Source organism: Legionella steelei, assembly GCF_001468005.1.
GTDB lineage: Bacteria > Pseudomonadota > Gammaproteobacteria > Legionellales > Legionellaceae > Legionella > Legionella steelei.
Map to the genome: position 1 here is coordinate 1395248 of NZ_LNYY01000019.1, position 12650 is coordinate 1407897.

The following is a 12650-nucleotide window of genomic DNA, read 5'->3' on the forward strand; positions in this document are numbered from 1 at the left end:
GCTTAGGTTCAGTATAAAGCCATCTGAGCATCGTATAAGAATTAGAGGGGTTTGTTATGAATTTTATAATTGATAGGGCACAGGGACAGTGGTCAGAGGTTTTAAGTGCATTAGGTATAGATAAACATTATTTAAAGAATAAGCATGGCGCGTGCCCAGTATGTGGAGGAAAAGATCGTTTTAGATTTGACGATAAAGAAGGTAAGGGTACGTTTTATTGTAATCAATGTGGCTCTGGTTACGGAATAAAATTATTACAGAATTATCATCAGTGGCGTTTTGCTGAAGCACTTAATCAAGTTGCAAAGGTATTAGGTATTCAAACTCAGGTGAAGAACCATAATTTTAATCATAGGATTAACTCTTCCCCCCCAATTTATAAGCCTAATGGTCTTAATACAAAGGAGTTGAAGAAACGTCGAGACTCTTTAATCTACACTTGGCTACAGACACAAATAGTCAGTTCGGGAGATCCGGTTGATTGTTATTTAAAATCACGTGGTATTCCTCTTAAAGAATATCCTTACTCATTAGGCCACCATCCTCATTTAGCTTATTACGATGAAAAAGGTTTAGTTGGGCACTTTCCTGCAATGATTGCGCTCGTAAGAGATCAAAATAATAAAATGGTTACACTTCATCGCACATACTTAGGAAAATCGTGTAAGGCCGATGTACCAACTCCTAAAAAGCTTATGCCTTCAATGCAGCCTAGAGCATCTGTTGGAGCAGCGATAAAATTATACCAACCTGTTAATGGAATAATTGTATTAGCTGAAGGCATTGAAACGGCACTTGCTATGCATGTTGCAACAGAGCTTCCAGTATGGGCAACAATAAGTGCAGTAGGATTAGAGAAGATAATCTTACCTCCTTCAATTAAAGAGGTAATAATTGCAATTGATAATGATGAATCTCATTGTGGACAAAACGCAAGTAGTAAATTAGCAACACGTTTGCTCGCTGAAGGACGTAGAGTGAAACGCATAATACCTCCAACCTCTGGACAAGATTTTAATGATTTATTGCTGGAGAAGAGCATATGAGTATTACTGCGATTAATGATCTTTTAGATCAAGCACCTATTGAGGAAGCAGTTTCACTTGTTGCAGTTGAGTTGATAAATTTTCTTGCAATGGAGTTGCCAGTACGAGGATCAATTTTATCTCCTTGGTTGCCGGAGGCTGGATTGTGCATGATCCATGCTTATCGAGGGATAGGAAAAACACATATTTCACTAGGCATTGCCTATGCTGTAGCAAAAGGCGGTAAATTTTTAACTTGGGAAGCTTCAAAACCGCGTAATGTTCTTTATATTGATGGTGAAATGCCAGCCTCAGTATTACAAGAGCGTCTTGCCAATATTATTGTAATGATGGGTGATGAAGAGATAAAAGGACGACTAGCCATCATAACGCCAGATTTGCAAAAAATGGGTATGCCCGATTTAGCAACCAAAGAAGGCCAGGAGGCACTTAATCAATATATAACTGATGATATAGATTTGATAATCGTTGATAACCTGTCTTGTCTAGCTCCAAGCATTAAAGAAAACGATGCAACTAACTGGGCACCTATACAAACATGGGTATTAAGCTTGCGTGCTAAAGGTAAGAGCGTGTTACTGGTGCATCACTCCGGTAAAGGAGGTGCCCAACGAGGAACCTCTAAAAAAGAAGATGTTTTAGATACGGTTATCATCTTAAAACGACCGAAAGATTATGAATCAAGTCAAGGGGCACGTTTTATTGTAGAGTTTGAAAAAGCCCGTGGTTTCTTTGGCGAAGATGCAAAGTCATTTGAAGCTCAATTATGTAATGATGAAAATGGTAATCCCTGCTGGACAACCCAGTCCATAGAAGAAAGTACTTTTGAGAAAGTAGTTAAGATGCTCAAGGACGGTATAACACAGCAAGAGATAGCTGATGAGTTGGATATACATAAATCTACTGTCTCACGTCATGTTAGCAAAGCCAAAGAGGCTGGACTACTGAAACAGCAAAATGGGAGTGGCTATGAATAACCATCCTTTTAGTTGTACAGTTGCCCCCCTTACAAAGTGCAATCATGCAACTTCAACTCATGATAATGCAACTCACAATGAAACCACTACTCAACCGCCTAGCTTATTAAGCATTGCTATCAAGGTTTTGGAGAGAAATAAAAACAACTCTACGCGAAACTTGTCCGCAACTGCACAGTTGCAGCATACAAAAACTAATGCAACTAAAACGCCAGAGGTTTTACCTTCTAATACTGAGTTGCATAAGGGAACAACCGTTCTAGGCTTTACTGCTATTGGGGGAAGCCAAGATAGTTGCACAGTTGCATTTCCTATAGAGCGCAACCACGAAACTCATCTTACATGTCATAAATGTGGCTATAGAAATCCCTTTTGCTCTTGTAAATTGACTCCTGCTCCAGGCATAGCAATTTGTAACGACTGCGAGCATTTTACAGTGGATATTATCGGTGATGGCACAGGTATTGGTAGTTGTGAATTAGGTGTAAAATGGACTCAAGAGTTTACAGGACGTATGCCTTTATATCGCTATTCTGAAAGGCATTGCATGCAATTCAGTAAGTTAATGGATTAATTTTAAGCTAAACAAGGAGTATAAAATGACTGAAGTATCAGCAAAAAAAGGTAGGCCAACGAAATATAATGATACTCTGGCAAGAGAGATTTGCGACACTATTGCTTCGTCAAGTAAAGGTACAAAGAGGTTATGTTTTGAGCGATCACATTGGCCTTGCCAAGATACCCTATTTACTTGGTTAAAAGCATATCCTGAATTTTCCGAGCAATACGCGCAAGCAAAGATATGTCAGATTGAATTACTGGTTGATGAGATTTTAGAAATCTCTGATGATGCTTCCCAAGATCAGTATGTGAATGAGCTCGGGGTATTAGTGCCAAATCCTCCTGCCATAAACAGAGCGCGGTTAAAAGTTGATACGCGTAAATGGCTGGCATCGAAGTTGGTTCCAAAGGTATATGGCAATAAAATAGATATTGAAGGGGATAACAGTATGTCAGAAGAGTTACGACAGTTAAGTGCTGATCTTGAGGCTAAATATAGCCGTGACTATTAAACCCAGGTTGTTTGCCAATAGTTAGCAATACGTCTCACATGAATAAAGGGGGGGTATACTCCGCATAGAACCTCCCCCCTTAGCAAGAATGGAGCCTCGCCCACCTATGGGCCAGTCAATTTTTGGATAATTTAAGAACATGTATTTTATTCTTGTAACTGCTCAAAATTTTTCGCCAAATTTTCTAAAAGAATCAGTATATAGTTTTTCATTTAACTTACGATGTAATATGCACAAAAACTCTCAGGAAGGAGGTATTCTTAATTGCTTCCAACACTTACCTTTAACCTAAATTAGGAAATATGAGACTCAGTTATTGCCTACAAGTTGGTATTCCAGAACAAATGTTACTTGCTAGTTTATTGGCCTCTTCCAATTTTGATATTGACATAAGGTGAATTTTAGAACGATCTATAAGCACGACCTCATTCTTAGTAGGCTTAATTTTTACATTTTTTGGCAATGATTTGGCGACTTTATACCATGCATAAGCTCTTATTATATTTTGGTCAAATTCTTTTTTATGTTTTGAGTAATAAGCAACATCAGATATAACATCTTTGCATTGATCGAAATATATAGATGCGATTAACATAGCGCTGCTACCATTCCCTAGCTTGGCTGCTATTCTAAGGTAGTGAAGTGCTTTATTTTCATTTTGTAGAACTCCCCACCCATAATGAAACATACGCCCTAAATCATATGATAAATGTTCTTTTGAAATATTAGAGGGTTTATTTTTTAGAACCTTTAGTAATAATGGATAAGCTACATTATATGATTTTTTCTTTAAATAATATTCAGCTAGTATGCCGGTGCATTCCATATTTTCTTTATTAGAACACTCGGTTAATTTTTGCTCATATATTTTATCAGTTATCTTACCCGATTCATAAGACAGGATAATGCTAACCGATTCATTCAAATCAGTCCTAAATTTACCAATTGCAGACACATTAAAACTAAACACGAACACTAGAATTGATAGTGATATTTTTTTCATTCTTGTTTCATCATTTTAAGTTGTTCTTCTAAAAGCTTATTTTGTAATTCAAGTTGTCGTTGCTCTGCTTGCATTCTTTCTGCTTCTTGAGCCATTCTGTATCCCTCATCAAAACCGTCTGAGGCACTTTTCCATGGAGAATCCAATATAGGTGCTCTGGAAAAATCTGTGAAATTTATAGCAGCGTTTACGTTACCAATGATTATTAAAAAAAAGGTGGTTATTAATAAATTAAACTTATTCATGGAAAATTTCTCTTTATTTAGTTCACATCTAACTCAACTGAAATACCTTCTTCAGTTTCTCCACTCATATGGCCATAGCTATCCCACTGACCGCTGAAATCGAAATTATTTCCATTTTCGTCAGTTAATTCACCACTTACCTCTCGTTCTCCATTGTATGAGTAAATGGTTCCTTCAAGTTCCGTTCCGTTTTCATCTTCTCCACTAACATCATAAGTATGATCAAATGCAAAACTGCAAAAGCATACTAAGCACATCAATACAACTATTATCTTCTTCATTTTAAATCTCTAGTAACAAACATTATTATGACAATGGACACCTGAATAAGGATTTCCTGCCCGATGTCTTCGGACATAAGTACCATTTTTTTTGAAATAAGGTCTTACTGTGTGGGTTCTTCCATAAGAGGAGCCATATTTTGGCGTGCGAGGATAATGGTACCGATAACTTTTCGCATGTAGGAGATTAGAAGAACCAAAACAAAAAATTAGTGAACTTAATAAGAATATTTTGGATTTCATTGATACCTCTAATATTAAAAATTTCTAAAAATCTAATCTTTAGAACAGGTTAGGTTATATTTCTGGATTAAATAGCTTCTTAATGGTCATGTTTAGATCATTTCAGGCAAATACTAAGAAATCCTTAGTATCGTGTCAAGCAAAAAACTAAGAATCTCTTAGCATTCAATAGAAATTATTTTAGGCAAAAAGAATGGCAGATTCGCCATTACCAAAAAGACTTAAAGAAGCACGTACAGCTGCTGGAATGTCACAAAAGCAACTTGGCATTGCTGCGGGTATGGATGAATTTTCAGCAAGTCCTCGTATAAATCAATATGAGACAGGTAAACACACTCCTGATTTCTTAACGTTAAAAAGAATTGCTATGGTTTTATCAGTGCCTACAGCATATTTTTATGCAGAGGAAGACGATTTGGCTGAGAAAATTAAACTATTTCCCAAGCAGGAATAAAATAAGTAAAAGTATCATTTTTATAACTAATTCACATTCAATGAAAGTACACTGTATTACTCAAGATATTTAAACCTTGTCCGACAAATACACCAAATATATCCTTCTAAAACCACGGATGGTTCTATGATAATCTATAGCACAGACTTAGATGAGCTGAGTCTTCACGTAAGAAATATATATGTTAAGAAATATTTTGTAGAAGCAATAAATGCTTATCGAGCTGGTTCATACCGCGCTGCTATCATTTTAACTTGGATTACCGTTTGTATAGATATTATTGAAAAAATTAAAGAACTAGCAATAGATAATGATCCCCAAGCAATAATTTATAAAGAAGAACTAGGTAAAATTAATGAAAAACAAATTGATAAAATGATTAGTTTTGAAAAGCAAATCCTGGACTACGCTTGCGAGAAATTAGAATTAATTACTGTAATTGAGAAAAAGCATTTAGAACGACTATATCAAGATAGAAATATTTGTGCTCACCCGACGTTTATTAATGAAGGGGAGCAATTTGATCCTTTACCCGAACTTGCTAAATCTTATCTTGTTCAATCCGCAAAATATTTACTAGTGCACCGCCCTACTGTAGGTAAAGCTGTTTTAGATAAGATATTGGAGTTAGTAGCAGGGCAATCATTTCCCGAAAATGAAGAAAAAGCATATATAGTTCTTTCTTCCGAAAGTTATTTAAAAAATGCAAGAACAAGTTTAATCAGAAACCTAATTATTTGCATTATAAAAAAATATTTTATTAATGATGGAGCCATTAACATAAATTTATTAAATAAATTATCCTGTACACTGAAAGCGCTAAGTAGAATAAATGATCAGGTGTATTCTGAAACTTTAAAACAAACTTTATGTAAGGTAAGTTCTAAAGAAGACTCCAGTTTAAAAAGGATTTTTCTTCTAGTTGCTAAAATCAATACGATAAGTGATTTTATCGAGGAAGGCATAAATATTAGACTTCACGAACTAATAAGAACAATGGAAAAAAGCGAACTACTGGAGTTTCAAGTTCATAAAGCTGCCTCTCATATTAAGGGATGCTTGGAAATGGTAAGAGAAAAAATTAATTCTTTCTCATTTTTAGATAAAATAGAATTTCTCCAAGAGGCTGATTCAGAATTTCTTAAAGAAGATGTTATACATTTGTTTTTAACATCAAGTAAGTTTGACATAGCAAAAGAAATTGGAGAAAAACTGATTTTACCCTACTCACATTATTTTAACTCTGATGATTTAAAGAAAACAATTAATGGGATTATAGAAAATAATAATGAATGGCCAATTAATCAGATATTACATGCAAGAGGAATGAATTATATCTTTTGTGAATTTTATAAGAATACAAAACATATAGAAAATAAAGAATTATGGGCGCGTTTATGGAAAAAGATTTTAGATGAAAATGTTGAAGATAATTTTAGGGCATTTAAAATTCTTTTATTTGGAGTGAAAAATAATTTCAATTAAATTTTGTTCTTTTTTAATGATTGAAAATAACTTAAAGACTATATCAAAAATTCCTATGGTGTTGCCCTACCCCAAACCGAGTATGACTTTATTTCTTGTTTTCTTTTCGATTAAATTTAAAATCATCAGGTAAGCTGTTAATAAGCTGGTTTTTTGTATTTTTATCTAGGCCAGACCTCTGAACTGCGTCTCTAACATTGCCACCTTTTTGTGCAATAAAAACATATAAAGCATCTACTCTTTGACTAGTGGTTTTTAATTCATCTTCCAATGCGATAACTTTTCCATTTATATTTCCAATGTATAAAACAGTTCCCACAATCATACCAATAACTGTCAATATAACGAGAACCCACCCCGTAATAGCACTATGCTCCATCGCAAAAGATCCTTTAATTATCAAATCTTAATTTTCAGCTAAAAAATATTAATTTAGTTCTCATCTTTTCGCAATCATTCAAATCCGTTATCATATATAAAGTTGGGTAAGATATTGGGTAAATTTCGGACGTTATTTATTTAAATCCAATTATATCAATAGGTTACGTGTGGGTTCGAGTCCCACCCTAGTACCAAGTTAGTTGACAACACTTCATTTCAAAACTGTAATTGTTTTGCAACAGTGTCCGTTAATTCAGTTGCAGGTTGCATAGGTCCTTGGTTCACATAGTGAGCCAAATCAAATTGCAGCGCTGCGCCACTATTTTTTTCCATATTAAAAAATGTATGTTTATATGAAGAAAAGTGAATCGGATCATTCTCTTGCTCTTCTTGTGAAGAAACACTATTATCAATAGCGCATGCTACTTTTAATAACATTTCCACCTCAGGATCATTATTAATTTTTGCAAGCATCGTTCTATTTTCAGCTAAATAGTTTTGTAATATTTGCTGACAATATACCTCAGTGAAATCTAGAGACATCACTGTATTAATAGTCCCATCTTCATGAGCATGCACATAATTCAGAACTTGTGGAATCGATTGTAATAAACTTTGTCCCGGCTTTAAAAAAATAAGAAGTTTTTCATCGATTGGCAAAAAGCCGCATTTTAAATACAAGGACATTCCCTCTTCACTTGAAGTTAAATCAATTTGTTCTATCCCATATTTTTCGAGAAGATTCAGAATAGTTAATAAGAATAGTTTTGCAAATCCTTTTCCTCGTAAAGGAGGTGTTGTACCTAACCAATCAATGGTAGCTTCCTTTGTTGCAGGGGATATTACCAATTGCAGATAGCAAGCAATCTTTCCATTGCACAATAAAATAAGAGGGATATGAATTTTATCATCCTCGTCAAGATAGCTTCCTGCCTGTTCTACAGCAGAAACAGCTTCTTCATCTATGGTTTTGGTCATTATTAATCCATTTTCTTCTATATAATCTAAATCTGACATCTTCGGAAGTCTTATAGTTAATTCTGTGTTGTCTTTACCCGAAGTGACTGATGAAATTTCCTTATTATCGATATGTACCTTATACATTTTGTTTTTATTTTGATCTAAACTATCACTAGCAGTGCAATAATGTCGCTTCATTGTTTAAATTTAAGTCTTGTTGAGATATTTTTATTATAATTTATTATTATTAAGTCAATATTAAATTGACAACAGGCTCCATCAAAGGTTTTTCGCATAGATGGCCATATTCTGATCGTAGTTAGGCTGCCAATTCGTAACTAAAAAAAACTGCCTATACTATAAAGAAGCGCAAACAGCTCGATACAACTTAAGGAATGAAGATGTCGACTAAGTGGATTAAAAGTCATTTGACTTTGATTGCAGGACTGTCATTACCCATTCTCCTCATACTTGTTTTTGTTGTTTCAAATATTCCTTGGTTTAAAACTGATCCGCCACGTTATAGTCTCTTATTTTCTGTCCTGGACTCGTCTTCTGGGTCCTTTCCAGTGCAAGTTAATCTAATTGTTAAAAATGATCAATTGGTAGCTCAATATACAAAAGTCCAAAATAATTCTTATTGGGCAATAAAAAAACTCTACCTCTTTGATGCAAAAACACAAAAAGTGCGAGAGCTTCCATTAGATTTCCCAAACTTTAATGATAGCTCAACTTTTAAAGAAGACTTGGTGCAATCGGCCAAACAATTTAAACTGGATACATCACTGGAGTCTCCCGACGGATATATTTTGTACATAGGTAATAATAATTTAAATACCGGGTTATTGTCCGATCTTCTGATTGGTAACAATTATAAAAATAGTTCTATTTGCCTTAAAAAAAACTCTACGTGCGTTAAATTATCCAACCTAAATTTAGGACAATATTTTACTTCAAATAATGTTCAATTTATTGGTTGGGTTAAACCATGAATAAAGAACAGGCATTACAAAAGATTGTTGACCTTGCGAAACAATATCAAATTGATGTTAAGGAAATCGCCTTTGCTCTAAAGCCCAACCCAACGACAAACCCTCGAGATCAAAATAGTTGGCTAAATAAACTATATAGTTATATTGGCGGCATTTTAATCTTTGCAGGGATTTGCGCATTGATTGCCATGAAATGGGGGGATTTCAATATCTATGAACGCATAACCCTGACTCTAGGTTTTGGTTTCTCATCATTTATTTTGGCATTTTTATGCTTAAAACACTCTAATTACCAAAAAGCTTCGACACCATTATTTCTGATTGCCTTATTTCTTGAACCAATAGGACTTACCATCTTATTACAGGAATATAATTTGATTTTGCCAATATGGTGGATGTTAATCATTGCAATTATCTACTTTATCCATCAACGTCTTGCGATTTTATGGGATAAAACATTCATTCTTACACTCACCACAGTTGTATTTGGATGCATTATTTTTGCTAGCACAACAGATAACAACCGTATTATTTTAAATTTAGGTTTTGGATTTTTAACTTTTCTTCTGGGGCTTTACTATCAAGATAAATCATCTAGAACTACAACCCCACTATTTCTTGTTGCCGCAATTCTTGAGGCCGGTGGCTTACTTACCCTTTTATCACAATATACTTCGATACTAATGCCAACACGGGGTGTACTCATTGTCAGTCTCATTCTTTTTCTACAACATGGCATTGCATTTATAAGCACCCGGCTGACCGTACTCGCTTTTATTACTTTGATTTGTCTCTATTCCTTTTTCCTGGCAATATTTGAATTGCTGGGGATACCAGAACGCTTAAAATGGCTTGTGCTTAGTAGCTCATTATTGGCTGTCAGTTCGTTTATCAATCATTCAAAATACCAAAGCATCGCTGGAATACTCTTTTTCATTTCATCACTGACCCTACTCTCAGTGACCTTTGATATTGTTAAAGATCAACCCTATGAAATTCTCTATTTAGGATTAGCTTGTGGATTAATTTATATGGCGATTATCGAAAGCAGCCGTGTCTTACTCTTTATGGCAAGCTTGGCAACTTTGGGCTACATTTTGTATTTTTCAAGCCAACATTTCCCTCACGCCGTAGGCTGGCCAATTACCTTGATTGTTATTGGATTACTCTTGGTAGGAGTCAGTGGTGTTGTTATCAAATTAAATAAAAAATATATGTAAACAGAATTCACTATCGAATGGGATTTAGCTCACCCTCTTTTTCTACTTCAGCCACGTCTTGTCGATTTTCTTTAGTTTGCTCTTTGATCATCATTAAAAAGGGAATGAATGCCAAAGCAAACAAAATTGAGAGTTGATACAAACCTACCCAGCCTATTGCTATTTGAATCGTTGCAGCAAAAGGCCCGGAAATAATACGCGGCAATGTAGATAGAGCAACAAGCATAGAAAATTGAGTTCCAGTATATTGTTTGTCCACTAAACGCATGAATAAGGCAACAAGGGCTGTAGATCCCATTCCCGCCGCAAAATTGTCAAAAAATACTGCGATTGCTAATAAAGTAATATTCTTTCCTATCATTGCCAAAGCAACAAATAGAACGTTAGTCAGTGCTTGCAGCAATCCAAAGAAAAATAATGAGCGATATAAAGAATAGCGCATCAATAAAAATCCTGCGCACAAACCTCCAAGTAAAATGGAGCCGACACCTAGCATTTTATTGATGTAGCCAATAGTCTCTAAAGAAAAGCCGAGTCCTTGAATTAAAAAAGGCATGACGATACCACTAGTAGTCGTGGTAAATGCTTCACCCAACTTATAACAAAAAATAAACAGCAACAGAGGAATAATCCCCGGACGGGATATTAATTCCCGGACAGGAGCTAAAAAAGATAAAGCAAAATTACCTTTCTCTTTGATTGCAACACTGGGCTCTTCACTAAAAAAGACAGCAAACATGCCAGCAATCATGATGAAACCCATAAAACGGTAGGTAAAAGCCCAGCCTAATTTCTCTGCCATAACTAAAGCCAAACCGCCTGATAACAATAACGCTATTCGATATCCCAATACGGCTAAAGAAGCACCTAAAGCATGTTCACTGGTTGGTAAGTATTCTGCTCTATGTGCATCAATTGCGACATCTTGAGTCGCAGAAAAACACGCTAAAATCAGAGCCAAAAAAGCCATTAGCTTAGGATATTGCTCTGGAGTAAACCAAGCCATTAAGTTAAACCCAAGAAGCAATAAAAATTGCATACTCAAGATCCAACTTCGTCTTTTACCCATACTAAAGAGAGAATAACGGTCTAGGATAGGTCCCCAGAAAATACGATAAGCATAGGGCAAACTAATTAAACTTAATGTTCCAGTAGCAAAAATTGACATCCCGCTGTATGCAAACCAGGCCTGCAAAGTACTGCTGATTAACGCCATTGGTAAACCAGAGGAAAAACCTAAAATGAAAACAATAAGTAGACGTTTATTCACTTTGCGGATCTCTTAGAAGGCGGGAGAATTTATCTCTAGGAAAACCTCACTCCTGCGTTTAGGAGTGAGGTACGATAAGGAGGGAAATTCCCTTCTCATTAATTAGGCAGATTTTTTCACAGAGATCAAATGAATTTTGAAAATCAAAGTTTCATTTGGACCAATAGGACCACCTACACTACGTGGGCCATAAGCTAAATCTGAAGGTACAAAAACTTCCCAAGTAGAACCAGCAGGCATTAATTGCAATGCTTCAGTCCAACCAGGAATCACTTGTGATACTTGGAATGTAGCAGGTTTGCCTGTTTTTTCAGTGCTATCAAATACAGTACCATCAATTAAAGTACCAGTATATTCAACAGTTACTGTATCAGATTTACCTGGTTTAGCTCCTGTGCCTGCTTCAATAATTTTATATTGCAAGCCGCTTGGTAATGCAACAACACCAGATTTTGATTTGTTGGTTGATAAGAACGCTTCACCTTTAGATTTGTTTTCTTCAGCTTTCTTATTAAACTCAGCGCTACGCTTTGCCATCAAATCTTTCTGAAATTTGTTCAGAACATCTTTCATTTGTTGTTCAGTCAAAATCAATTGGGCACCAGACATTCCATCTTGCATTCCTTTTGCTAATGCTTCCGGATTAATATCAATACCTTGATTTTTGAAGTTTTTTCCTAAATCAGCACCAATACTATAAGATAATTTATCCTTATCCGTAACAAGCGATGTAGCATCAGTAGCAGCCATTGTGGTAGACATTGCCAGCCCCATAATGGCTGCAGTGACCAATTTCATCTTCATAAAGAATCCCCTTGTAGTCTTTCTGTTGTGCATATCTTCACCGATTGTTTTATAAGAAGATATTACATTCTAAAATGCATCATAATTCTGCCTAAATTCACATGAAATTACCAGTATTTAAACGCGATTAATTGTAACTATATTATAAAGTTTCTTGTATTGAGGCTGTCCTTAATGCAGATCAGTTACATAATGCTCCCAGCAAAATAATGCTAC

Annotated in this window: 15 protein-coding genes; 8 read left to right on the plus strand and 7 right to left on the minus strand. The window is 35.2% G+C overall.

Going from position 1 to position 12650, the window contains the following annotated elements; genetic code table 11:
• Nucleotides 1–56: 56 nt before the first annotated feature.
• The 4 genes from Lste_RS10305 to Lste_RS10320 are packed head-to-tail and all read left to right on the plus strand — an operon-like array spanning nucleotide 57 to nucleotide 3096.
• Entirely contained in the window at nucleotides 57–1046 is a 990-nt protein-coding gene (locus Lste_RS10305; protein WP_058510931.1) for a DUF7146 domain-containing protein, read from the plus strand.
• A complete protein-coding gene (locus tag Lste_RS10310) occupies nucleotides 1043–2023 on the plus strand; it encodes an AAA family ATPase (RefSeq protein WP_058510932.1) in 981 nt (326 codons plus the stop codon). Before Lste_RS10305 ends, Lste_RS10310 begins: the two co-directional genes overlap by 4 nt.
• Nucleotides 2016–2597: a hypothetical protein gene (locus tag Lste_RS10315; protein WP_058510933.1), complete on the plus strand. Its 582-nt coding sequence runs from the start codon at nucleotides 2016–2018 to the stop codon at nucleotides 2595–2597. Before Lste_RS10310 ends, Lste_RS10315 begins: the two co-directional genes overlap by 8 nt.
• 25 nt (nucleotides 2598–2622) lie before the next feature.
• Nucleotides 2623–3096 carry a terminase small subunit-like protein gene (locus tag Lste_RS10320; protein ID WP_058510934.1) on the plus strand — a complete coding sequence of 158 codons (474 nt, stop codon included), beginning with the start codon at nucleotides 2623–2625 and terminating at the stop codon, nucleotides 3094–3096.
• Between the two features lie 313 nt (nucleotides 3097–3409).
• Here Lste_RS10320 and Lste_RS10325 read toward each other — a convergent pair whose 3' ends face one another.
• The 3 genes from Lste_RS10325 to Lste_RS10335 are packed head-to-tail and all read right to left on the minus strand — an operon-like array spanning nucleotide 3410 to nucleotide 4625.
• A complete protein-coding gene (locus Lste_RS10325; protein ID WP_058510935.1) occupies nucleotides 3410–4099 on the minus strand; it encodes a tetratricopeptide repeat protein in 690 nt (229 codons plus the stop codon).
• Nucleotides 4096–4344 carry a hypothetical protein gene (locus tag Lste_RS10330; RefSeq protein WP_058510936.1) on the minus strand — a complete coding sequence of 83 codons (249 nt, stop codon included), beginning with the start codon at nucleotides 4342–4344 and terminating at the stop codon, nucleotides 4096–4098. The genes Lste_RS10325 and Lste_RS10330 overlap by 4 nt, the downstream gene beginning before the upstream one ends.
• A gap of 17 nt (nucleotides 4345–4361) precedes the next feature.
• Complete coding sequence (locus Lste_RS10335; RefSeq protein WP_157070726.1) at nucleotides 4362–4625, minus strand: hypothetical protein; 264 nt, start codon at nucleotides 4623–4625, stop codon at nucleotides 4362–4364.
• 436 nt (nucleotides 4626–5061) lie between these two features.
• On the opposite strand from Lste_RS10335, the gene Lste_RS10340 reads away from it, so the two are divergent.
• Nucleotides 5062–5322 carry a helix-turn-helix domain-containing protein gene (locus tag Lste_RS10340; protein ID WP_058510938.1) on the plus strand — a complete coding sequence of 87 codons (261 nt, stop codon included), beginning with the start codon at nucleotides 5062–5064 and terminating at the stop codon, nucleotides 5320–5322.
• Between the two features lie 126 nt (nucleotides 5323–5448).
• The gene (locus Lste_RS19590) at nucleotides 5449–6807 is read left to right on the plus strand and encodes a hypothetical protein (protein WP_237760464.1); all 1359 of its coding nucleotides are present in this window, start codon (nucleotides 5449–5451) and stop codon (nucleotides 6805–6807) included.
• 88 nt (nucleotides 6808–6895) lie between these two features.
• On the opposite strand, the gene Lste_RS10350 is transcribed toward Lste_RS19590, so the two are convergent.
• On the minus strand, nucleotides 6896–7186 hold the full coding sequence (locus Lste_RS10350) for a hypothetical protein (RefSeq protein ID WP_058510939.1): 291 nt from the start codon (nucleotides 7184–7186) through the stop codon (nucleotides 6896–6898).
• A 218-nt stretch (nucleotides 7187–7404) separates the two neighbouring features.
• Nucleotides 7405–8292 (minus strand): GNAT family N-acetyltransferase, encoded by an 888-nt coding sequence (locus Lste_RS10355; protein WP_193393400.1) that lies wholly within the window; start codon nucleotides 8290–8292, stop codon nucleotides 7405–7407.
• Nucleotides 8293–8549: 257 nt separating this feature from the next.
• Between Lste_RS10355 and Lste_RS10360 the strand changes: the two genes are divergently transcribed.
• Nucleotides 8550–9140 carry a hypothetical protein gene (locus tag Lste_RS10360; protein ID WP_058510941.1) on the plus strand — a complete coding sequence of 197 codons (591 nt, stop codon included), beginning with the start codon at nucleotides 8550–8552 and terminating at the stop codon, nucleotides 9138–9140.
• A complete protein-coding gene (locus Lste_RS10365) occupies nucleotides 9137–10360 on the plus strand; it encodes a hypothetical protein (RefSeq protein WP_058510942.1) in 1224 nt (407 codons plus the stop codon). The genes Lste_RS10360 and Lste_RS10365 overlap by 4 nt, the downstream gene beginning before the upstream one ends.
• Nucleotides 10361–10370: 10 nt before the next feature.
• Here Lste_RS10365 and Lste_RS10370 read toward each other — a convergent pair whose 3' ends face one another.
• Both Lste_RS10370 and Lste_RS10375 read right to left on the minus strand, forming a co-directional pair.
• Complete coding sequence (locus Lste_RS10370) at nucleotides 10371–11630, minus strand: AmpG family muropeptide MFS transporter (RefSeq protein ID WP_058510943.1); 1260 nt, start codon at nucleotides 11628–11630, stop codon at nucleotides 10371–10373.
• Between the two features lie 102 nt (nucleotides 11631–11732).
• On the minus strand, nucleotides 11733–12434 hold the full coding sequence (locus Lste_RS10375) for a BamJ family beta-barrel-assembly machinery protein (RefSeq protein ID WP_058510944.1): 702 nt from the start codon (nucleotides 12432–12434) through the stop codon (nucleotides 11733–11735).
• Nucleotides 12435–12650: the final 216 nt, after the last annotated feature.

Coding starts and splice junctions, on each gene's coding strand:
- Lste_RS10305 (WP_058510931.1), top strand. CDS start 57: ATGAATTTTATAATTGATAGGGCACAGGGACAGTGGTCAGAGGTTTTA.
- Lste_RS10310 (WP_058510932.1), top strand. CDS start 1,043: ATGAGTATTACTGCGATTAATGATCTTTTAGATCAAGCACCTATTGAG.
- Lste_RS10315 (WP_058510933.1), top strand. CDS start 2,016: ATGAATAACCATCCTTTTAGTTGTACAGTTGCCCCCCTTACAAAGTGC.
- Lste_RS10320 (WP_058510934.1), top strand. CDS start 2,623: ATGACTGAAGTATCAGCAAAAAAAGGTAGGCCAACGAAATATAATGAT.
- Lste_RS10325 (WP_058510935.1), bottom strand. CDS start 4,099: ATGAAAAAAATATCACTATCAATTCTAGTGTTCGTGTTTAGTTTTAAT.
- Lste_RS10330 (WP_058510936.1), bottom strand. CDS start 4,344: ATGAATAAGTTTAATTTATTAATAACCACCTTTTTTTTAATAATCATT.
- Lste_RS10335 (WP_157070726.1), bottom strand. CDS start 4,625: ATGAAGAAGATAATAGTTGTATTGATGTGCTTAGTATGCTTTTGCAGT.
- Lste_RS10340 (WP_058510938.1), top strand. CDS start 5,062: ATGGCAGATTCGCCATTACCAAAAAGACTTAAAGAAGCACGTACAGCT.
- Lste_RS19590 (WP_237760464.1), top strand. CDS start 5,449: ATGATAATCTATAGCACAGACTTAGATGAGCTGAGTCTTCACGTAAGA.
- Lste_RS10350 (WP_058510939.1), bottom strand. CDS start 7,186: ATGGAGCATAGTGCTATTACGGGGTGGGTTCTCGTTATATTGACAGTT.
- Lste_RS10355 (WP_193393400.1), bottom strand. CDS start 8,292: ATGTATAAGGTACATATCGATAATAAGGAAATTTCATCAGTCACTTCG.
- Lste_RS10360 (WP_058510941.1), top strand. CDS start 8,550: ATGTCGACTAAGTGGATTAAAAGTCATTTGACTTTGATTGCAGGACTG.
- Lste_RS10365 (WP_058510942.1), top strand. CDS start 9,137: ATGAATAAAGAACAGGCATTACAAAAGATTGTTGACCTTGCGAAACAA.
- Lste_RS10375 (WP_058510944.1), bottom strand. CDS start 12,434: ATGAAGATGAAATTGGTCACTGCAGCCATTATGGGGCTGGCAATGTCT.